A 19,858-nucleotide genomic window follows, 5' to 3' on the forward strand; every position below is an offset into this window, starting at 1 on the left:
CGGGCGGCGGGGGCCGCGTACGGCCCTGCGGCTGCTGGCGCTGGGCACCGCGGGCGTCTCGCCGGCGCTGGGTTCGGTGGCCGGGTTCGCGGCGGCGCTCGGGGTGCTGGTGTGCTCGCTGGCCGCCTCCCGGACGCGGCGTCGGCTGCTCGGGCTGAGTGCCCTCGCACTGGTGGCCGGGCTGGTCGTCGGAGCCTCGTGGGCCATGGCCGAGGAGGTTCTGCCCGAGGGGCTCACGGTCTCGCTGGAGGGCCCGCTCACCCGGAACCGGGTCGAGCTGTGGCAGGACGCCGCCCGCCTGACGGCCCGGCACCCCGTGCTCGGCGTCGGCCCCGGCCGGTTCGACGAGCTGAGCCCGACCGTGCGGCACAGCCTCGGTTCGGACGGGAAACCGCACTCGGCGCCGTGGCAGCAGGCCGCCGAGCAGGGGATCGTCGGGGTGGCGCTCCTGGGCGCCTCGTTCGGCTGGCTGCTGTACGCGCTGTGGCGCTCGCCCCGGTCCACGGCGGTGGTCCTGGCGGCGGGCGCGACGCTCACGGCGCTGGCCGTGCTGGCGAGCGTGGGCAACGCGCTGAGCTTCACGCCGGTGACGGCGGGGGCGGGGCTGCTGGCCGGGCTCGCGTCGGCCAGGCGGCCGATCGGCGCGGGCGAGCCCTGCGGGCCGGACGGCGAGGCGGACGGGGAGGACGGGATCAGGCCCCGGCCGGGAAGCCCGAGGACGGCAGGTGCAGCCGGGCCCGGATGAACCGCACGCCCGCCTCGGCGTCGTCCACCGTGATGGTGAACGTGCGGCCGTCTCCGAGCCGCAGCACCAGCCCCTCGCCCCGGCGCACGACGACGGCCGTGCCCTTCTCGGGGCGCCAGCGGTAGCCCCAGCCGCCCCACTGCCGGGGGTTCACGTGGGGCGTGAAGTCGGCGGCCACCACATGGGTGAGCAGGATGCGGCGGCGCGGCAGCCCCATGTGGCCGCAGCGCACCTCCAGGGCGTCGCCGTCGACGCGGACGGCGACGTTCACGAAGGCGAGGGTCCCGAACAGCATCAGCAGGCCGGCGGCGACGCAGCCGATCACCGACATCAGCAGCGGGGCGATGCCCGAGGTCCAGTTGGAGCTGACGGCGAGCTGGATGCCCAGGGCCAGGCAGGCGGCTCCCAGGGCCGCGAGGACCCACTGGGTGCGGTTGGTGGCCCGGCCGACCCAGACCTGCGAGTGGGTGCCGGTTCCGGTGCGCTTCGGTTCTCCGGGGTGCTCCCTCATGCCGAGCAGCGTACTGAAGAACGGGCGTCCGGGGACGGGCGCGAGCCCGCCGGCACGGCCGTCCGTGGGTCAGTGGACGGAGCCGACGGCGGCCAGTCCGCGCCCTTCCGCGTAGGCCAGGGCGGCCTGCGGCAGCTCCGAGACGCGTCCGCTGAGGATGACCGCGATGGACGAGGAGGGTTCGGCCGACGGAGCGGGTTCGGCGCCGATGCGGCGCAGCGCCTGGGCGGCGACGGCGCCGGCGGACCCGTGCAGGGCGATCGGGCGCCGGCCGGGACCGCCGACGGCCTCGCGGATGCGCTCGGCGACGAGCTCGTAGTGGGTGCAGCCCAGGACGACGGCCCGGACGTCGGGCGGGGTGAGCGCGGCGGCGGCGGCGACCGCCCGGTCGATGGCGCCCTCGTCCGCGTACTGCACGGCGTCGGCGAGGCCCGGGCAGGGCACCTCGGTGACGGCGGCGGACCCGGCGAACTCGCTGATCAGTCCGCGCTGGTACGGGCTGCCGGTGGTGGCCGGGGTCGCCCAGATCGCGACCGAGCCGCCGGCCGCGGCGGCGGGCTTGATCGCGGGGACGGTCCCGATGACGGGCAGGCCCGGTTCCAGCTCGGCGCGCAGCAGCTCCAGCGCGTGCACGGAGGCGGTGTTGCAGGCGACGATCAGCGCGTCGGGCCGGTGCGCGGCGGCGGCCCTGGCCACCGCGAGCGCGTGGGCCTTGACGCCCTCCGGGGCCCGGCCCCAGGGCATGTTGTCCGGGTCCGAGGAGAGCACCAGATCGGCGTCCGGCCGCAGCCGGCGTACCGCGGCGGCGGCGGCGAGCAGTCCGATTCCGGAGTCCATGAGCGCGATCTTCACCCGGTCACCATAGTCGACCGCCCTTGCGGTCCCCGCTCAGTGGTGCAGACTTCCGCCAATGAGCGCCGTTGCCTGGATCGCCGTGGGTTCGCTTGTCGCATGGGTGTGGCTGCTGCTGGGCCAGGGGTTCTTCTGGCGCACCGACCAGCGGCTGCCGAGCCGGGCGGCCCCGGAGCGCTGGCCCTCGGTCGCCGTCGTCGTGCCGGCGCGCGACGAGGCCGCGATGCTGCCGGTGAGCCTGCCGTCCCTGCTGGCGCAGGACTATCCGGGGAGTGCCGAGGTCTTCCTCGTGGACGACTGCAGCGAGGACGGCACGGGGGACGTCGCCCGCGCCCTGTCCGTGCGGTACGGGGGCCTGCCGGTGACCGTGGTGTCGCCGGGCGAGCCCGAGCCCGGCTGGACGGGCAAGCTCTGGGCGGTACGCCACGGGATCGCGCTGGCCAGGGCCCGGGAGCCGGAGTACCTGCTGCTCACGGACGCCGACATCGCGCACGAGCCGGACAGCCTCCGGGAGCTGGTGGCGGCGGCGGAGTCGGGCGGCTTCGACCTGGTCTCGCAGATGGCGCGGCTGCGGGTGGCGAGCGTCTGGGAGCGGCTGGTCGTGCCGGCCTTCGTCTACTTCTTCTCGCAGCTCTATCCGTTCCGGTGGATCAACCGGAAGCGGGGACGGACGGCCGCCGCGGCGGGGGGCTGTGTGCTGCTGCGGACGGAGGCGGCGGTGCGGGCCGGGGTGCCGGGCTCGATCCGGCAGGCCGTGATCGACGACGTGTCGCTGGCCCGGGTGGTGCGGCGCTCGGGTGGCCGGATCTGGCTGGGGCTCGCGGACCGGGTGGACAGTGTGCGCCCGTATCCGTGTTTGGCCGATCTGTGGCGGATGGTCTCGCGGAGCGCGTACGCCCAGCTGCGGCACAATCCGCTGGTGCTGCTGGCCACGGTGCTTGGGCTGGCGCTCGTCTACCTCGCGCCGCCGGTGACCCTGGCCGCCGGGGCGCTGGGCGGGGGCGCGGTCGCGGCGTGGGCCGGGGGCCTCGCGTGGGCCGTCATGACGGGGACGTACCTGCCGATGCTCGCCTACTACCGGCAGTCGCTGTGGCTGGCCCCGCTGCTGCCGTTCACCGCGCTGCTGTACCTGCTGATGACCGTCGATTCGGCGGTGCAGCACTACCGGGGGCGCGGTGCGGCCTGGAAGGGGCGTACGTACGCCCGTCCCGAGGCCGCACCGGATCAGTGACTCAGTGACATCCGGGCCGGGTCACTTGCGGCCCGGGGTCCAGTTCATGCCCCAGCCGTACGCGTGGTCGATGGTGCGCTGCGGACTGACGCCGCGCTGCGGCACCAGGTAGCGGGCCTCGCGCTGCACGGTGAGGTCGTTCCCCGTGTTGGTGATGAGCGCGAGGGCGCAGACGGTCGAGGGGACCGTGCACTCGTCCAGCGAGAAGTCGATCGGCGCGCCGTGCTGGGGCTGGAGGGTGACGGTGGCGTGCAGGTCGGCGAAGCTGCGGGCGCCCTCGTAGATGGTGACGAAGATCAGGACCCGGCGGAGCTGCGCCTTGTGGTCGAGGTTGATCGTCAGGTTCTCTCCGGTGGAGACGGCACCGGTGCGGTCGTCGCCGTCGAGGTGGATGAACGGCGGCTGGTGGAGCGCGCCGAAGGCGTTCCCCAGGGCCTGGACGACTCCCTTGCGGCCGTCGGTCAGCTCGTACAGGGCGCAGAGGTCGAGGTCGAGGTCCGAGTGGTTGGCGACGGCCCGGCCCAGTTTGCTGCCCCAGCCCTTGAACTGCTTGCGCACCTCCCAGTTGAGGTTGACGCGCATGGCGCCGGACGTGCCGCCCTGCTTGGTGAGCGAGACGGACGGCGCTTCCTTGGTGAGCGTCACCTTGGTCAGCCGGACGGGCTGGGTGGCGGGCGGTGCCGGGGGGACGGGCGGGGCCGTCGGGGGCGCCATGGGTGCGGCGAGCGTCGGCTGCTGCGGTTGCGGGTACTGCGGAGGCGGCGGGGTCGCGGTGACCCGGGTGGCCGGGTGGGGCGGCTGGGGCTGGGGGGCCGTGTGCGGCTGCTGGGGTTCGTCCACGGAGATGCCGAAGTCCGTGGCGAGCCCTTCGAGCCCGGAGCCGTAGCCCTGGCCGACCGCCCGGAACTTCCAGGCGCCCTGCCGCCGGTAGAGCTCGCCGAGGATGAAGGCCGTCTCCACGGTGGCGTCGGAGCTGTCGAAGCGGGCGAGTTCGGCGCCGTTCGACGCGTCCAGGACGCGTACGTACAGTCCGCTCACCCGGCCGAACGTGCCGCCGTCGGCCGAGGCGGCCAGCACCACGCGGTCGATGGCCGGTTCCACCCGCGCCAGGTCGACGGCGAGGGTGTCGGTCGCCGCGCCGCCGGCGTTGCGCTTGCCCTCGTGCCGCACCGCGCCGGAGGAGTGGGCCGGCTGGTTGTAGAAGACGAAGTCGCCGTCGTTGCGCACCTTGCCGGAGCCGAGGAGGAGAAGCGCGGAGGCGTCCACATCGGGTGTCCCCGGGGCGGTGCGCCACCCCAGTTCGACACGCACGGCCTGGGCCGCCACTGGGACATTGGTTCCCTTTTGCATGGTCATGCTCGCCCCCATCACGAGTCCGCTTCCGAGACCTTTCCGGGTCAACCTACTGCCGGCGCCGCCCCGGGACCCACCGAGGTGCGGGTACGGGCGCCGGGGCAACGGTGGACGCGGCGCCCGCCGCCTCGTCACCGGTTCAGGTGGCGGTGTCCTCCGGCCGCGTGCCCTCCTCGCCGTTGTGGACGACGCCATTCGCGTCCAGGCGGGGGTGGAGGGCCATCGGCTCCACCATGGTGACGTCGGACGGGCGTTGGCTCTCCGGGCCGTCCGGCCCCCAGCGCAGCAGACGCCGTGAGCGGGCGATCCGGTAGGCGGTGCCGCCGGCCTCGACCTCGTCGACCCGGCCCGCGCGCAGCCGGTCCGCCGCCTCGGCCAGGACCCTCAACTCGGCGAGCGCGGGGTGGGTGCCCTCGGCGACGACGCTGCGCGCGTCCACCTCCGTGCCGGCGGTGAGGGGGATGGTGCCCGTCTGCCGGGGTCCGAGCCAGGTCAGCGAGATGTCCAGGGCACGCCGTGCGTCGTGCGGGGTGGCGTGCAGGCCGCCGCCGACTCCCCACCGCTCGTCGCCGGTCCGTTCCACGACCATGAAGGCCGCCGGCAGGAGCAGGACGTCGGGATGGGTGTCCACGGCGCGCGCGGAGTCGCGCAGGACGTCGTCGGGGTATCTGCTCCCCTGATACGCGAAGGAGCGCATGGCCAGCATCTCCGCCGCCTGGAGGGGTGTCACGGGCGCGTCCGGGTCCAGGACCAGTCCGGCGTCGACCCCGGGGGTGTCCGTGGCGCGGGTCCAGTCGGGCACGGCGGGCTCGGGGTCGGTGGGGCGCGGCGGTTCGAAGCCTCCGTCGGGGTCCAGCCCCGCGTACTCCTCGGCCCGCACCACGCGGTAGCACGTGCCGCGGACGTGGACCTCGGACGGCTTCCCGGTCTCCAGCCGCGCGACCGCGCCGAGCAGGGCCCGCCGCTCCGCCTCGGTCCGGGCCTCGTCCTTGGCCCGGAACCACAGCTTCGACTGAAGATCGTCCCTGGCCTGCTGGGGGCAGCCGTTCGTGATCGGGACGAGCACCTGCCACCGCTGTCCGTCGTCCTCAGACCGTGACGCCACGCCGAACAGCGGGCCGCGGACGGCCAGTCTGTTGCGCGATGCCGCGTCGAAGGCGTCGGCCTCGATGGCCGCCTCGACGGGCTCCACCGGGATCCTCACCAGCACCGGCCGGGAAGCGGGGCGCACACCGTGTTCGTTCATGGCGTCATGCTGGCGTCAACCGGTGGCGTGTACGCGGCTTTCGCCGCACCATCCACCGTAAGTGCCCACAAGGGTCGCCATGTTGCCGCCTTGGGCCCACGAAGGGTGAGGCTCAGGGCCCGGCCTCGCTCCTCCCGGTGCCTCATTGCCGACCGGTGGGCGCGCTCACGCGAATGGCGCTCTGGAAATCGGTGAGTTCGAGTGACGCCCGAATGTCGGGGCCGGACGCGAAGTGCATCCGCTGGCATACGCGTACGACGCGGCCCTGTTCGTCGATCCACGCCTCGGCGTCGACCGAGGTGGCGGGGCGGAGATTGCGGCCGAGTAGGGCGCGTCGTCGGCCGAGGCCAGCCGTTCACTCACCGCCTCGCGGCCGGATTCGGGCCGGGCGGTCGAGTCCGGTGCGCACGAGGTGAGCGCCAGCGCGAAGAGCACCGGAATGAGAGTCATGGATCGGCGGTGAATCAAGGGGGGATTCCTCTGGATACGGGCCTGGGAAGACAACGATGTTTCAGCAGGTCAGACAGGTAGGGTGAGGGTAAATCCGATGACCATAAAATTGGGACTCCCCAATCTGCACATCGTGGGCTTAACTTAGGTGTCATGACCTCCCCCCGCTCCACCTACGGTGGCGGCTACTACGCCGCGCCGTCGTTTGCCGACACCCCGATCTACGACTCCCTCGTCGCGGAGCGGGGCACCCCTCAGATCGCGCCGATCCGAGTGCCCGCCGCCTACGACACCGGCAACAGCTATCTGCCGGCGCTCCCGTCGGCCCTGCCGGCGCTTCCCGCGGCCCCCTCCCAGCCCCAGCAGTCCTACGGCTACCCCCAGCCGGCGGCGCAGCAGGGCTACACACCGATGCAGCCCGCGCAGCTCCAGCACGCGCCGGCCCCGTACATCCCCCAGCAGCCGGCCGGTGGCCGCGGCGTGTACCAGGCACCCCCGCCGCAGCAGCAGCGCCCGGCGCCGACGTCGGGCTACGAGTCGATGCGCCCCGCCGCGCCCCGGCCCGTCCCGGCGCAGTCCCCGTACGAGGACCCGTACGGCCGGCCCTACCAGGGCGGCCGGGGCTACTAGGGCCTTCGCTCGGATCAGGCGGCGCACGGCCCGGGGCGGGGTGCCCGGCAACACGGGCCCGTGCGCCGTTCCGCGTTCCGCGCGGCCGGCCCGCGGCGCCGGGAACTCACGGGGGCGAGCCGCGCGTTGAGCACGGTGGGCCGCCCGCTCCGCGCGGCCCCGGCGTGTGGACGGCACCGTACCGGGTGGCGACGGGTGCGGAAGGGGGTGCGGGGACTGTGCGAGCGATGGCGGGTGTCTGGCGTTGGCGGCACAATCCGCTGCGCCGGGCGACGGACCGGTGCGAGGCGTGGCTGGCCCTGGCCGCCTTCCTGATGCTGGTGCTGGCGGCCCCGGCGGTCGGCTGGCTCTGCGGGGCCCGGACGGACGCGGCGCTCCAGGCGTCGGTGCGCACCCAGCGGGCGGACCGTCACCTCACCACGGCCGTCGTGGTGCGGCGGGCGGCCGGCGCCCTTCATGTCACCGACCCCGAGATATCCGGCACTTCGCTGACACGGACCGACGTAGTGGCCCGGTGGCGCACCCCGGACGGCGCGGCCCGCACGGCGACGGTGACGACCGCCTCGCGCAACGCGGCGCCGGGAGCCCGGGTCCGGATCTGGACCGACCGCGCGGGCGACCCCGCGCTCCGGCCGATGGACATACCGACGGCGCACACGCATGCCGTGCTCGCCGGTTTCGGAGCCGCGATGCTGTCCGCCCTGCTGATCGAGTGCGTCCGCCGCCTGATCCTCCGGCGCATGACAGGGCGGCGGTACGCACGGATCGACCGGGCCTGGGCGGCGGTCGGCCCGGACTGGGGCAGGACGGGCACCGGCAGCCAGTAGGGCTTTGTGAGGGGGTGTCGTCGGACCGGCACCGCGCGGCAGGCGGCGGTCTGACGACAGGCCCTGGGCGGGTGGGCTGGATCAGGCCCCGGAGTGGCGCGGTGTCCGGCACGGATACACGGTCGTGTTCCGGGCGGCAGGCTCCGGGACCTGCGCATCGGGTCAACTCCCGGCGTCCGCGCGCGCTACGGTGGACCGGCCCGCCCGTCGCTCTCCGGCAGGCGGACCCCGGCTGGTCGCTGCCGCGAGGCCGGTGACACGGGCATCACACACGCACGAGGCGGGGGCACGACAGCGCCATGGCACAGGGCACGGTCCAGGTGACGCACACCGGCACATCGCGGTGGCGGCGCCGCACGGGCGAATACGCCTCCCTCACCGCGGCGCTCGAAGCGGCGGCGGACGGTGATGTGCTCACCGTCGCGCCCGGCACCTACCGGGAGAACCTGGTCATCGCCCGCGCGGTCACGCTGCGCGGCCCCGAGGGCTCCGTCGGCTCGGTGCGCATCGCCCCCGCCGACGGGGTTCCGCTGACGCTGCGCGCCTCCGCCGTCGTCCAGGACCTCCACGTGGAGGGGCAGGACTCCGCGGCCCCGGCCGTGCTCGTCGAGGACGGCGCGCCGGAGATAGCGGACGTGCGGATCGTGACCCGCTCGGCGGCCGGCGTCGAGGTGCGCGGCGCGGCCCGGCCCACCGTGCGCCGGTGCACCGTCGACAATCCGGCCGGCGTCGGCATCGCCGTGCTCGACGGCGCGGGCGGGGTGTTCGAGGAGTGCGAGATCGTCTCGGCCGGGCAGTCCGGGATCGCCGTGCGCGACGGCGGACACCCCCGGCTGGAGCGCTGCCGGGTCCACCACGCCTCGGGCGCGGGCCTGTCCGTCACCGGCGAGGCCAGCGGCCTGGAGGCGCTGGGCTGCGAGGTGTACGAGATCAAGGGCAGCGGAATCCAGGTGACGGCCCGTGCCTCCGCCCATCTCACCGACTGCACGGTGCACCGCACCTCGGCCGACGGCGTCACGCTGGACACCGACGCGGTGCTGACGCTCGCCGACTGCGACATCCACGACATCCCGGAGAACGCGGTGGATCTGCGTTCGCGGGCGGTGCTGACGCTGACCCGCTCGACCGTGCGCCGCTTCGGCCGCAACGGGCTCTCGGTGTGGGACCCCGGCACCCGGGTCGACGCCAACCAGTGCGAGATCCACGACAGTACGGGCGACTACCCGGCCGTCTGGGTCAGCGACGGGGCGACGGTGATACTGGATTCCTGCCGGGTCCACGACGTGCCGGACGCCCTGTTCGTCCTCGACCGGGGCTCGCGCGCCGATGTCGTGGACAGCGATCTCTCCCAGGTCCGCAACACCGCGGTCTCGGTCAGCGACGGGGCGACCGCGCAGCTGGACGACTGCCGGATCCGCGAGGCGTCGACCGGCGCCTGGTTCCGGGACCACGGCAGCGGCGGCACCCTGAACAACTGCACCGTCGACGCCGTGCAGACGGGCGTGATCGTCACCAAGGGCGCCGACCCGGTGATCGAGCGGTGCACGGTGACCTCCCCCGCCGAAGCCGGGTTCTACGTGTCCGCCGAGGGCCGGGGGACGTTCAACGGCTGCCGGGTCACGGGCAGCGAGGGGTACGGCTTCCATGTGATGGAGGGCTGCCGGACGACGCTCGCCCGGTGCCGCACCGAGCGGTGCGCGCGCGGCGGTTACGAGTTCCCCGAGGGCACCGGCCCGGAGGGCGGCGGGGGGCCGGTCGTGGAGGACTGCACGACCGACGAGAGCGGGCTGCGCACCGCCACTCCCCCGCCGGCCCCGGTCCTGACGGCCACGCAGACCTCGCCCGGACTGCTCGGTTCCGTCCCCGCCCCGCGCCCCGTGACACCGGCGCCGCCCGCCGAGCCCGCGCGCACCTCCGGGGAGGTCCTGGGCGAGCTCGACGCACTGGTCGGCCTGGACAGCGTCAAGCGGGAGGTGCGGGCGCTCACGGACATGATCGAGGTGGGGCGCAGGCGCCGGGAGGCGGGTCTCAAGGCCGCGTCGGTCCGCCGCCATCTGGTCTTCACCGGCTCCCCGGGCACCGGCAAGACGACGGTGGCCCGGCTGTACGGCGAGATCCTGGCCGCGCTCGGGGTGCTGGAGCGGGGCCATCTGGTCGAGGTGTCCCGGGTCGACCTGGTCGGTGAGCACATCGGCTCCACGGCGATCCGCACGCAGGAGGCGTTCGACCGGGCGCGCGGCGGGGTGCTGTTCGTGGACGAGGCGTACGCGCTGTCGCCCGAGGACTCCGGCCGGGACTTCGGCCGGGAGGCGATCGACACGCTGGTGAAGCTGATGGAGGACCACCGGGACGCGGTGGTGGTCATCGTCGCCGGGTACACCCAGGAGATGGAGCGGTTCCTGACGGTCAACCCCGGGGTCGCGTCCCGCTTCTCGCGGACCATCACGTTCAGCGACTACGAGCCTTCCGAGCTGCTGCGGATCGTCGAGCAGCAGTCCCAGGAGCACGAGTACCACCTGGCGTCGGGCACCGGTGAGGCGCTGCTGAAGTACTTCGCGGAATTGCCCAAGGGGCCGGCCTTCGGCAACGGGCGCACCGCTCGCCAGACCTTCGAGTCGATGGTCGAGCGGCACGCCGGCCGGGTCGCCCAGCTCGCGGAGCCGAGCACGGACGACCTCACTCTGCTGTATCCGGAGGACCTCCCGGAACTGCCCTGACGTCCTCGCCGACGGGTTCCGCCTGCTGGGGCAGCACGGGGGCGAGCCGTTCCAGGAGGGCGGCGCGCTCTTCGGCGAAGACGGGGTCGGCCTGGTAGTCGGAGTGGCCGAGCACCGGCTCGGGCAGCGGGTGCTCGGGCGTCCGTCCGTAGACCAGCGGGTCCTTGAGCGGGCCCCGGTCCACCTCGGGACCGGAGTCCTCGCCGAGCCGGATCTCGCCGCCGATGGGATCGGTGGCCCGCCACAGATTGCGCCAGCAGTGCACGGAGCGGTGCAGCCCGTGGAGCTGCCCGGCTCCGAAGTACGCCGGGAACCAGCGGGCGTAGAGCCGTTCGATCGGCGATCCGTACGTGAGCAGGGCGACCCGGGAGCGGGTGCGGGCGGGCAGCTGCCAGACCGCGGAGGCCGCGAGCACGCTGCCCTGGGAGTGGCCGGAGATGACGAGCCGGCCCCGGGTGCGGCCGGTCCAGCCGGACATGCGGGAGGCCAGGTCGGGCACGGCGCGCTCCGCGTAGCAGGGCGGGGCGAAGGGGTGGGCGGCGCGCGGCCAGAACGTACCGACGTCCCAGAGGATGCCGATCGTGCGCCGGGCGGACGCGTCCCGGTAGGCCCGTCTCCCGCAGGCGACGAAGACGAGGAAGCCGAAGCCGATCAGCCAGGAGCCGGTCGACTGGGCCGCCTCGGCCACTGATTCGACGAACGGGCCGCTGCCGTCCAGCGCGAGCCCGGGGACCTCGCCGGTGGCCCACGACCCGGCCACCGCCCCCGCGCCCAGGAACAGGGTGGCTCCGGAGACGATCCCCACCATGCCGGGCGCCGAGTCGGTGAGCGCGGCCGTGGCCCGGATACGGGCGATCCGCTGGGTCCGGGCCGGGTCCGGGAACGGCTCCCCGTACTCCGCGTCGACCACGGCCTCCAGCCTGCGGGCAGCCAGCCAGGTCCGTACGCCGAGGACCGCACCCGGCACCAGGAGGAGCAGGAGGAGGGCGGGGATGACCGACGCCTGCCAGCTGAGCAGCACCGGTGGACCCGCTATCAACGCGCTGCGCCCCATGCCCGGGCTGCCGGGTCCGTCGAGCCAGTCGGCGACGCGCTGGGCGACGCCGCCGGTCATCACGCCGCCGAGCGCACAGGCGAGCATCGCGACGGCCGGTCCGCCGAGGCCGCGCAGGACGGTGCGCGGCTCCGGGCAGCACCGGTACAGGTAGAGGGAGATCGCCGCGAGGAGGACCACCAGGATGCCCTCGGCGACGCTGACCGCCCGGAACAGCGTGGTGTCGCCGGGAAGCCTCCCGGACGAGGTCCAGCCGGGGCGCGGCCAGGCGGCGTGGACGGCGGCGAGGACGAGGAGGGCCAGCGCGGCGCCGGGCAGCCAGGTGATGACCGCCCGGTCGAGCCGGTTGTCGAGGCGCCGTTCGCTGCGGCCGCGGCGGCAGACCACCCAGAGCACGACGAGGAGCCCGACGGCGAGGGCCCCTTCGATGAGCCGGCCGAGGAGCGGGGCGACCGGTCCGGGGACGGCGCGGTCGTGGCGGGCGCCCGCCTCCGTGACGGCCGCGGTGACGGTGAGGAAGCCGGCCGCGGTGTGCGCGGCGCGCAGCCGGGCGACGAGGCGGCGCCCGTACCAGAATCCGGGCCGCCCGAGCGCGGGGCGGACCGGGTGGGCGGTGGGCGCGGGACCGTCGTCCCCCATGTCCTCCGGGTCCGCCTCGGTCAGCGGGCGCTGGGACTCGTAGGCGCTCCAGGTGCGGTTGGACAGGAACCAGAGCAGCCCGACCAGCGCGGTCGGCACCAGCGCGGCCAGTGCGAGGCGGCGGCCGGGCTGGGACCACCAGCCGCCCTGCTCGGCGGAGAGGAAGCCGAGCCAGGAGCGCTTGTCGGAGCAGGCGGCGACGCCCGCGCACTGCCAGGCGGTGAGGTCGAGGGCGACCTCGCAGGCGGCGGCCGTCAGGAGCACGGTGAGGCTGAGCGCGATGAGCCGCACGAGGACGCCGTACAGCCGGACCGCGCGGGGGCGGCGCCGGGCGGTGGGGCGCATCCAGTGGGCGAGGTTGATCACCATGAACGGGAGCAGCAGCAGCCACAGCGCGCGGGAGCCGTTGCCGGAGGTGAGGTTGGACCAGCAGTACGCCTCGGCGATGGGCTTCTCGCGGTACCTCTCGGGGTGCTGTTCGGCGTCGATGTCGGCGGAGCGCCGGTAGATGGCCGCGGTGGTGTCGCCGGTGACCCGGACCGTGCGCGGGTCGGCCAGCATCTCCTGGGGGGTGGTCCCGCCCACGCCGTGGACCAGTAATTCCAGCGCGGGACCGGGACTGCGCGGGGCAGGGGTGGGAGGGGGCACGTGCGTCTCGCTCTCGCAGGGGGAAAGGCGGCTGATGGCCGGTCACCGTTACTGACGAATGTCCCCCGGGCGGGGGCCGGCGACACCGCGCGTGGCAGGATGAGTCCGTCGATACGGACTCCTGTACGGCCAGACGGAAGGGCGAGGCCCGGCGTTGAGCGAGAATCAGAATCTGCTCGCGGAGCAGCGGCGCGCGCTGATCCTTGACGAGGTGCGCCGGCGCGGCGGAGTCCGGGTCAACGAGCTGACCCGGAAGCTGAACGTCTCGGACATGACCGTCCGCCGGGATCTGGACGCGCTGGCCCGGCAGGGTGTGATCGAGAAGGTGCACGGCGGTGCCGTCCCGGTGGTCGAGGCGAGCACGCACGAGCCCGGTTTTGAGGCGAAGTCGACGCTGGAGCTCAGCGCCAAGGAGGACATCGCCCGGGCCGCCGCCGCGATGGCCGTGCCCGGCAGTGCGATCGCCCTGTCCGGGGGCACCACGACGTACGCGCTGGCCCAGCACCTGCTGGAGGTGCCGGACCTGACGGTCGTGACGAATTCGGTGCGGGTCGCGGACGTGTTCCACGCGGCGCAGCGGCCCGGCGCCGCTCCGGGCGGCCGGCCGGGTGCGGCGACGGTCGTCCTCACCGGCGGAGTGCGTACGCCGTCCGATTCGCTGGTCGGCCCGGTCGCGGACCGGGCGATCGCGGCGCTCCACTTCGATGTGCTGTTCCTCGGGGTCCACGGGATCTCGGTGGAGGCGGGGCTGTCCACGCCGAATCTCGCGGAGGCGGAGACGAACCGCCGGTTCGTGCGGTCGGCCCGCCGGGTGGTGGTGGTCGCCGACCACACCAAGTGGGGCACGGTGGGCCTCAGCTCGTTCGCCTCGCTGGACGAGGTGAGCACGCTCGTCACGGACGCGGGGCTCCCCGCCGGGGCACGGGCGGAGATCGAGGAGCGTCTGCCGGGGCTGCTGGTGGCGGGTGACGAGGGGCCCGCCGAGGGCTGAGGCATTCCGCTCCGCTCGCGGCGAAGGCTCCACGCCCTAGGATCTCGGTGTGGCCGTGTTCCGGATCGAACGTTTCACCTCCTTGCCCGCAGCCGAGTCCTGGCGCCGGGTGACGGACTGGGAGCGGCATGCCGCGCAGGTGCCGCTGACCACGATCACGGTGCCGACGGGGCTGCCGAGCCGGGTCGGGACGGTGTTCGTGGCGCGCACCGGGGTGGGCCCGCTGGCGTTCGACGATCCGATGGAAGTGGTCCGCTGGTCGCCACCGGCCGGGAGCCGGGCGGGGATGTGCCGGCTGGAGAAGCGCGGCCGGGTGGTACGGGGCCGCGCGTCCATCGACGTGTATCCGAACCGGGCCGGCTCCCATGTGGTGTGGGTGGAGGAGCTGAGCGTACGGCTGCTGCCGCACTGGGCCGACCCGGTGCTGGCCGGTGCCGGGAAGCGGGTGTTCGGGCGGGTGCTCGACGCCATGCTGGACCGCCCGGCGGGCCGGCCCGGCTGAGGGTTCACGCCTCCGGCCAGCCGCCGGTCGCCAGGAACCGGTCGATGGTCCGGGTGTACGGGGCGATGTCGAGGCCCTGCGCGGCCAGCCAGGAGTCGGAGTAGTACTTGTCGAGGTAGCGGTCGCCGGGGTCGCAGATCAGGGTGACGACGCTGCCCCGCTCGCCCCGGGCGACCATCTCCGCGATCAGTTTGAAGGCGCTCCACAGGCCGGTGCCGGTGGAGCCGCCGGCCTTGCGCCCGATGGCGCGTTCCAGGGCGCGCACGGCGGCAACGCTCGCCGCGTCCGGGACCTTCATCATCCGGTCGATCGCGCCCGGGACGAAGCTGGGCTCCATGCGGGGCCGGCCGATGCCCTCGATGCGGGAGCCGCAGTCGCTGGTGGCGTGCGGGTCGTGGTGGGTCCAGCCGTCGAAGAAACAGGAGTTCTCCGGGTCGGGCACGCAGATCCGGGTGTCGTGCTGCATGTAGTGCACGTAGCGCGCGATGGTCGCCGAGGTGCCGCCGGTGCCGGCGGTGGCGACGATCCAGGCGGGCTCGGGATAGCGTTCGAGCCTCAGCTGCTGGTAGATGGACTCCGCGATGTTGTTGTTGCCCCGCCAGTCGGTGGCCCGCTCGGCGTAGGTGAACTGGTCCATGTAGTGACCACCGGTCTCGGCGGCGAGCCGTGCCGATTCCTCGTACATCCGGCGGGAGTCGTCCACGAAGTGGCAGCGCCCGCCATGGAATTCGATGAGCCGGCACTTCTCCGGGCTGGTGGTGCGGGGCATGACGGCGATGAACGGAACGCCGATCAGTTTGGCGAAGTACGCCTCCGAGACGGCGGTCGAACCGCTCGACGCCTCGATGACCGGTTTGCCCGGCCTGATCCAGCCGTTGCAGAGCCCGTAGAGGAAGAGCGAACGCGCCAGCCGGTGCTTGAGGCTCCCGGTCGGGTGGGTCGACTCGTCCTTGAGGTAGAGGTCGATGCCCCAGCTCTCCGGGAGGGGGAAGAGCAGCAGATGGGTGTCGGCGGAGCGGTTGGCGTCGGCCTGGACCTTGCGGACCGCCTCCTTGAGCCAGGCGCGGTAGGCCGGATCGGAACGGTCGATGTCGACGGTCGGCGCGGCTGCCCCGCCGTGCCCGTGCTCAGTGGTGTCCATCTGCGCGCTTCTCCTCGTACGACCGGTCTCGGCGGGGCCCACGATATGCCCCCCACCTGCACAAACGTTGACTTTGATGGTCCATAGCAGTGCCTTGGTGTCGCGGTCGGTCCCCCTGCGCCCCCGCACGGCCCGAATGCGCCGTTTACGTACCGTCCCGCTCTGGTGTGCACGCTCCGGGATGGGCACACTTCGTCTCAGAGGTACGTCGAAGGGGGCGAAGGGGCCATGTCGGAAACGGAGTTCAGGGCGACGGCTGTGACGGAGTTCAGTGCGACCGGTGTACGCATCGACCGGTGGGCACGCTCGGTCACCAGGGCGGGGCAGGTGACCGTGAGGGACGGCCGGGTGGCCCTCCTGACGAGTTACGGGCGGGAGATCGACAGCGCTCCGGTGGGCACGGTGAGCGCGGGCAGACCGTGGTTCTCGGGAGCGGACGCCGCGGTGGCGCGGGTCAACGGAAGGCGGTACCGGCTGACGATGCGGCGGCCGGACGGCAAACCCGGTGACGCGGCGCCCTCGCACCGGTTCCTGGAGGCGCTGTACAGCGCGGGAGGCCGCCGCTCCTGAGTCCGGTGGGGCGCGGGACACCGCGAGTTGCGGAGCCGTATGCCCTGAGCGACATTGGAGTCACGTCACTCATGGTGTACCGGCGGTGACACTGTGATCCAGGCCGCCGGCCCGGACTCAGCAGCGAGCCATGTGCTGGATCCGTTCCTCCGTCTTCTTCCGGACCTATTTCGGGGAGTCGCAGCCGTGATCAGCGAGCCAAGCAGGCACTGCACGGTGGAGCTCCAGGCCCTGCCGTCGCGGATCGGTCAGGTCCGCAGAATCATCTCGGCGCAACTGCGCTACTGGCATCTCGATTCTCTGATCGACCAGACGGCGCTGGGCGTCACCGAGCTCCTCACCAACGTCCACCGGCACGCGCAGCCGGACAAGTCATGCACCGTCGAGATCGAGTTGCTGCTCGAACGGCTCACGGTGTCCGTCCACGACCACGACCCACGGCTGCCGACCGTGCGCGAGGCCGACGACTCCAGTACGTCGGGGCGCGGGCTCGCGCTGATCGCCGCGGTCAGCGAGAGCTGGGGGGTGCGCCCCCGGGGCGGCGCGGGGAAGATCGTGTGGTTCACGCTTCCCGCCCCGGCCCCGCTCGCCCCGCCGTCCCATGTGGTGTACGGGGCGACCACCGACGGGCCGTTCGACCTGAGCGTCCTCAAGCATCTGGACGGCTCGCCGCCGTCGGCTTCGCGGTCGGCCGTGGTGGGCTGACACGACGTGAGCGGGGCACCCGATCCGGGTGCCCCGCTCACGTGTGCGCGACAGCCGCCCCCTTTCTGTACCTACTAGTATGTACAGTGTCGGCATGAGCGCTCCGGACCGTCTGATCGAAGCCACCCGTGAGCTCCTGTGGGAGCGCGGCTACGTGGGCATGAGCCCCAAGGCCATCCAGCGGCACGCCGGGGTGGGCCAGGGCAGCATGTACCACCACTTCACCGGCAAGCCGGACCTGGCCCTCACCGCCATCCGCCGAACGGCCGACGAGCTGCGGGAAGCCGCGGAGCTCGCGCTCGACGCGCCCGGATCGGCGTACGGGCGGATCTCGGCCTATCTGCTGCGGGAACGCGACGTGCTGCGCGGCTGCCCGGTGGGGCGGCTGACCATGGACCCGGACATCATCGCGAGCGACGAGCTGCGGGAGCCGGTGGACGAGACCATCGCCTGGTTGCGCGGCAGGCTCGCCGGCATCGTCCGCGAGGGCGTCGACCGGGGTGAGTTCGCCTCCGGCGTGGTGCCCGAGGACATCGCCGCCTCGATCGTCGCGACAGTGCAGGGCGGCTATGTGCTGGCCCGCGCCTCGGGTTCGACGGACGCCTTCGACGCGGGCGTACGGGGGCTGCTCAGCCTGCTCGCCCCGCCCGCCTGACCACCGACCGCTTCGGGAGCAGCCGCACATGCGCTTCACCGGGAACCGTCCCGACACCGCGTCCGGGCCGGCGACACCGGGTCGACCGAGCCGGACGAGTGGCACTGGCGCGGCGCGTCCCCGCGTACGTTCACGACCCGTCTCGCCGCCGTCGAGGCCGCCGAGGACGGCTCCACCGTCCACTGGCACACCGACACCGTCGTCGCCCGACCACCCGGCGCCCTGAGGAGCCCCATGCATGCCATGCAGTACAGGATCACCCTTCCCGCCGATTACGACATGGGCGTCATCCGCCACCGGGTGGCGACCAGGGGGCACCTCCTGGACGACTTCCCGGGCCTTGGGCTCAAGGCGTATCTGATGCGGGTGCGGGGCGGGGACTCCCCGGTCAACCAGTACGCGCCGTTCTACCTCTGGACCCGGCCCGAGGGCATGAACGCCTTCCTCTGGGGCTCCGGGTTCCAGGGCGTGGTCCAGGACTTCGGACGCCCCGCGGTACGGCACTGGGCCGGGCTCTCGTACGAGGAGGGGCCCGCGTCGTCCGCACTCGCCCGCTCGGCGACCCTGCACCGCTCGCCCGTACCGGCGTCGGCCTCCCCGGCGGACGCGGTGGAAGCGGCCGTGGAGGAAAGCCGCCGGCTCGCGAAATCGCCGGGCGCCGTGGCCTCCGCGTCGGCGGCCGATCCGCACCACTGGGAGCTCCTGCACTTCACGCTCTGGGACCACGACGCCCCGGCCGCGCCCGGCGAGCGCTTCCAGGTGCTCCACCTCAGCCACCCCGAGCAGGACCGGATCAGGAGGGGACGCCAGTGGTAGGGGAGCCGGGCGTCCCGCCGCACCGGGTGATCCCCGACCATCTCGGCCGCTCCCCGGACGGGGCGGTGCAGCGGGGAGCGGCGAGGGCGGGCGCCTGCCTGGCTTCGGCGGACCGTCGCGGGCCGACCGCGCGACGGACTGGCGGCTGCCGGAGGACCTGACGGAGCCGGCCGGGGCGGGGCCCACCGGGCAGTTGCTGCCGGGCGGTGACACGACGGTCCCGGAGATCCCCGGCAACCGCTTCAGGCCAGCGCCACCAGCGGGTCGTCCAGGACCGGCTGCCAGGCCAGTTCCGCCGCACCGACCAGGCTGTTGTGATCGAGGGTGCAGGGCAGGATCGGCACGCTCCCGCTGCGGCCCCAGAGGCTGCGGTCGGCCACGACCGCCCGCAGCCTCTCGGGGTCGGCGTCGAGCAGGGCGCGGTGCAGCCCGCCGAGGATGATCCGGTCCGGGTTGAGGATGTTGACGAGACCGGCGAGCCCCAGTCCGAGCCGGTCGATCAGCTCCTCGGCGGCGGTGCGCACGGCCGGGTCCCCGTACTCGTTGCGCAGCAGGTCCCCGGACTGCTTGAGCAGCGACTCCTCGGGGCCCGGGGTGCGCCCGGCGGCGGTGAGGAAGGCGAGCGGGTCCGTCTCGACGTCCAGGCAGCCGCGCCCCCCGCAATGGCAGGGGCGTCCCTCGGGATTGACGGTGAGGTGGCCGACCTCCAGGGCGAGCCCCGAACTCCCGGTGTGCAGGCGGCCGTCGAGAACGAGCGCCCCGCCCACGCCCCGGTGCCCGGTGGCGACGCACAGCAGGTGCTGGGCCTCGCGCCCGGCGCCGTGCCGGTGTTCGGCGAGCGCGGCGAGGTTGACGTCGTTGCCGGTGAACGCCGGCCCCTCGATGCCCGCTTCGCGTACGCAGGTGGCGAAGATCTCGCGGACCGGGGCGCCGGCGGGCCAGGCGATGTGGAGCGGGTTGAGGGCGGTGCCCTCCGGCTCGGCGACCGCCGACGGCACGGCGAGCCCGGCCCCGACGCACCGCAGTCCGCTGTCCCGGAGCAGCCGTGCGCAGTGGTCCACGACCTCGCCGATGACCTGGGCGGGGTCAGCGGTGATGGTGACGCAGCCGGGGGCGGTGGCGACGAGCCGGCCGCCGAGGCCGACGAGCGCGGCGCGGAAGCCGTCCGCGTGCACTTGGGCGGCGACGGCCACCGGACCGGACTCCCGTACGGCGAGCCGGTGCGAGGGCCGGCCCTGCGACCCCGCCGCCGAACCGGGGCTGGAGTCGACCCGGATGAGGCCGAGGGCCTCCAGCTCGGCGGCGACCGCGCCCGCCGTGGCGCGGGTGACCCCCAGCTCGGAGGTGAGGACGGCCCGCGTGGGCGCGCGTCCGGTGTGGACCAGTTCCAGGGCGGGTCCGAGCGCGCTGCGGCCCCTCTCCAACTTCGTCCGGGTGGTGGTCGCCTTGCCGTTCATGGGGGCGAGTCTCCCATGATCCGGAGGTTGCCCCGACTCCGTGGTGGCCGACTTGCCCCGGGTGACGGGCCCCCGCGCACTCCGGGCCCAGCGCTTCGGGCCGGCCGGGGCAGCGGTC

General features: G+C 73.8%; 17 protein-coding genes and 2 pseudogenes. 12 read left to right on the plus strand and 7 right to left on the minus strand.

Features of this window, described 5'->3' with window-relative positions:
• Positions 1-745 (plus strand): O-antigen ligase family protein (locus G3I41_RS03110; RefSeq protein WP_164398764.1); only part of this gene is annotated, 745 nt, incomplete at its 5' end.
• Here the strand turns inward: G3I41_RS03110 and G3I41_RS03115 are convergent.
• Together G3I41_RS03115 and G3I41_RS03120 are read right to left on the minus strand one after the other, a co-directional pair.
• Complete coding sequence (locus G3I41_RS03115) at positions 693-1,256, minus strand: hypothetical protein (protein WP_164398765.1); 564 nt, start codon at positions 1,254-1,256, stop codon at positions 693-695. The two genes, G3I41_RS03110 and G3I41_RS03115, sit on opposite strands and share 53 nt — an antisense overlap.
• 69 nt (positions 1,257-1,325) lie before the next feature.
• On the minus strand, positions 1,326-2,108 hold the full coding sequence (locus G3I41_RS03120; protein ID WP_164398766.1) for an aspartate/glutamate racemase family protein: 783 nt from the start codon (positions 2,106-2,108) through the stop codon (positions 1,326-1,328).
• 58 nt (positions 2,109-2,166) lie between these two features.
• Between G3I41_RS03120 and G3I41_RS03125 the strand changes: the two genes are divergently transcribed.
• Entirely contained in the window at positions 2,167-3,339 is a 1,173-nt protein-coding gene (locus G3I41_RS03125) for a glycosyltransferase (protein WP_164398767.1), read from the plus strand.
• 21 nt (positions 3,340-3,360) lie between these two features.
• On the opposite strand, the gene G3I41_RS03130 is transcribed toward G3I41_RS03125, so the two are convergent.
• Both G3I41_RS03130 and G3I41_RS03135 read right to left on the minus strand, forming a co-directional pair.
• Complete coding sequence (locus tag G3I41_RS03130; protein ID WP_164398768.1) at positions 3,361-4,707, minus strand: TerD family protein; 1,347 nt, start codon at positions 4,705-4,707, stop codon at positions 3,361-3,363.
• Positions 4,708-4,831: 124 nt separating this feature from the next.
• A complete protein-coding gene (locus G3I41_RS03135) occupies positions 4,832-5,938 on the minus strand; it encodes a DUF5954 family protein (RefSeq protein WP_164398769.1) in 1,107 nt (368 codons plus the stop codon).
• A 603-nt stretch (positions 5,939-6,541) separates the two neighbouring features.
• Here G3I41_RS03135 and G3I41_RS03140 point away from each other — a divergent pair.
• The 3 genes from G3I41_RS03140 to G3I41_RS03150 all read left to right on the plus strand — a co-directional run bounded on the left by G3I41_RS03140 (position 6,542) and on the right by G3I41_RS03150 (position 10,562).
• The gene (locus tag G3I41_RS03140; RefSeq protein WP_164398770.1) at positions 6,542-7,018 is read left to right on the plus strand and encodes a DUF6643 family protein; all 477 of its coding nucleotides are present in this window, start codon (positions 6,542-6,544) and stop codon (positions 7,016-7,018) included.
• A 227-nt stretch (positions 7,019-7,245) separates the two neighbouring features.
• Positions 7,246-7,845: a hypothetical protein gene (locus G3I41_RS03145; protein ID WP_164398771.1), complete on the plus strand. Its 600-nt coding sequence runs from the start codon at positions 7,246-7,248 to the stop codon at positions 7,843-7,845.
• 299 nt (positions 7,846-8,144) lie between these two features.
• Positions 8,145-10,562, plus strand: a complete 2,418-nt coding sequence (locus G3I41_RS03150; RefSeq protein ID WP_164398772.1) for a right-handed parallel beta-helix repeat-containing protein — start codon at positions 8,145-8,147, stop codon at positions 10,560-10,562.
• Here G3I41_RS03150 and G3I41_RS03155 read toward each other — a convergent pair.
• Positions 10,535-12,903: pseudogene (locus G3I41_RS03155) on the minus strand (hypothetical protein); the annotation flags it as partial. The gene G3I41_RS03150 and the pseudogene G3I41_RS03155 sit on opposite strands and share 28 nt — an antisense overlap.
• Before the next feature lie 154 nt (positions 12,904-13,057).
• Here G3I41_RS03155 and G3I41_RS03160 point away from each other — a divergent pair.
• Together G3I41_RS03160 and G3I41_RS03165 are read left to right on the plus strand one after the other, a co-directional pair.
• Complete coding sequence (locus G3I41_RS03160; RefSeq protein WP_164398773.1) at positions 13,058-13,894, plus strand: DeoR/GlpR family DNA-binding transcription regulator; 837 nt, start codon at positions 13,058-13,060, stop codon at positions 13,892-13,894.
• Positions 13,895-13,943: 49 nt separating this feature from the next.
• Positions 13,944-14,396 carry an SRPBCC family protein gene (locus G3I41_RS03165; RefSeq protein WP_164398774.1) on the plus strand — a complete coding sequence of 151 codons (453 nt, stop codon included), beginning with the start codon at positions 13,944-13,946 and terminating at the stop codon, positions 14,394-14,396.
• Positions 14,397-14,400: 4 nt separating this feature from the next.
• On the opposite strand, the gene G3I41_RS03170 is transcribed toward G3I41_RS03165, so the two are convergent.
• Positions 14,401-15,537 (minus strand): PLP-dependent cysteine synthase family protein, encoded by a 1,137-nt coding sequence (locus G3I41_RS03170; RefSeq protein WP_164398775.1) that lies wholly within the window; start codon positions 15,535-15,537, stop codon positions 14,401-14,403.
• Between the two features lie 228 nt (positions 15,538-15,765).
• On the opposite strand from G3I41_RS03170, the gene G3I41_RS03175 reads away from it, so the two are divergent.
• From G3I41_RS03175 to G3I41_RS03190, 5 genes and pseudogenes are all read left to right on the plus strand, one after another.
• Positions 15,766-16,107, plus strand: a complete 342-nt coding sequence (locus tag G3I41_RS03175; RefSeq protein ID WP_164398776.1) for a hypothetical protein — start codon at positions 15,766-15,768, stop codon at positions 16,105-16,107.
• Positions 16,108-16,293: 186 nt separating this feature from the next.
• A complete protein-coding gene (locus tag G3I41_RS03180) occupies positions 16,294-16,812 on the plus strand; it encodes an ATP-binding protein (protein ID WP_343242045.1) in 519 nt (172 codons plus the stop codon).
• Positions 16,813-16,891: 79 nt separating this feature from the next.
• Positions 16,892-17,467 carry a TetR/AcrR family transcriptional regulator gene (locus G3I41_RS03185; protein WP_164398777.1) on the plus strand — a complete coding sequence of 192 codons (576 nt, stop codon included), beginning with the start codon at positions 16,892-16,894 and terminating at the stop codon, positions 17,465-17,467.
• A 60-nt stretch (positions 17,468-17,527) separates the two neighbouring features.
• Positions 17,528-17,656: pseudogene (locus tag G3I41_RS36640) on the plus strand (cupin domain-containing protein); the annotation flags it as partial.
• 45 nt (positions 17,657-17,701) lie between these two features.
• Positions 17,702-18,283 carry a DUF4865 family protein gene (locus G3I41_RS03190; protein ID WP_164398778.1) on the plus strand — a complete coding sequence of 194 codons (582 nt, stop codon included), beginning with the start codon at positions 17,702-17,704 and terminating at the stop codon, positions 18,281-18,283.
• Positions 18,284-18,525: 242 nt separating this feature from the next.
• Here G3I41_RS03190 and G3I41_RS03200 read toward each other — a convergent pair whose 3' ends face one another.
• On the minus strand, positions 18,526-19,740 hold the full coding sequence (locus G3I41_RS03200) for an ROK family protein (RefSeq protein WP_164398779.1): 1,215 nt from the start codon (positions 19,738-19,740) through the stop codon (positions 18,526-18,528).
• Positions 19,741-19,858 lie beyond the last annotated feature (118 nt).

The sequence above is a fragment of the Streptomyces sp. SID9727 genome (genome assembly GCF_010550605.1).
Lineage (GTDB): Bacteria > Actinomycetota > Actinomycetes > Streptomycetales > Streptomycetaceae > Streptomyces.

Bases quoted from the DNA above. Each gene is read 5' to 3' on its own strand.
- G3I41_RS03115 (WP_164398765.1), bottom strand. From the start codon at position 1,256: ATGAGGGAGCACCCCGGAGAACCGAAGCGCACCGGAACCGGCACCCAC.
- G3I41_RS03125 (WP_164398767.1), top strand. From the start codon at position 2,167: ATGAGCGCCGTTGCCTGGATCGCCGTGGGTTCGCTTGTCGCATGGGTG.
- G3I41_RS03130 (WP_164398768.1), bottom strand. From the start codon at position 4,707: ATGGGGGCGAGCATGACCATGCAAAAGGGAACCAATGTCCCAGTGGCG.
- G3I41_RS03135 (WP_164398769.1), bottom strand. From the start codon at position 5,938: ATGAACGAACACGGTGTGCGCCCCGCTTCCCGGCCGGTGCTGGTGAGG.
- G3I41_RS03140 (WP_164398770.1), top strand. From the start codon at position 6,542: ATGACCTCCCCCCGCTCCACCTACGGTGGCGGCTACTACGCCGCGCCG.
- G3I41_RS03145 (WP_164398771.1), top strand. From the start codon at position 7,246: ATGGCGGGTGTCTGGCGTTGGCGGCACAATCCGCTGCGCCGGGCGACG.
- G3I41_RS03150 (WP_164398772.1), top strand. From the start codon at position 8,145: ATGGCACAGGGCACGGTCCAGGTGACGCACACCGGCACATCGCGGTGG.
- G3I41_RS03170 (WP_164398775.1), bottom strand. From the start codon at position 15,537: ATGGACACCACTGAGCACGGGCACGGCGGGGCAGCCGCGCCGACCGTC.
- G3I41_RS03175 (WP_164398776.1), top strand. From the start codon at position 15,766: ATGTCGGAAACGGAGTTCAGGGCGACGGCTGTGACGGAGTTCAGTGCG.
- G3I41_RS03185 (WP_164398777.1), top strand. From the start codon at position 16,892: ATGTACAGTGTCGGCATGAGCGCTCCGGACCGTCTGATCGAAGCCACC.
- G3I41_RS03190 (WP_164398778.1), top strand. From the start codon at position 17,702: ATGCATGCCATGCAGTACAGGATCACCCTTCCCGCCGATTACGACATG.
- G3I41_RS03200 (WP_164398779.1), bottom strand. From the start codon at position 19,740: ATGAACGGCAAGGCGACCACCACCCGGACGAAGTTGGAGAGGGGCCGC.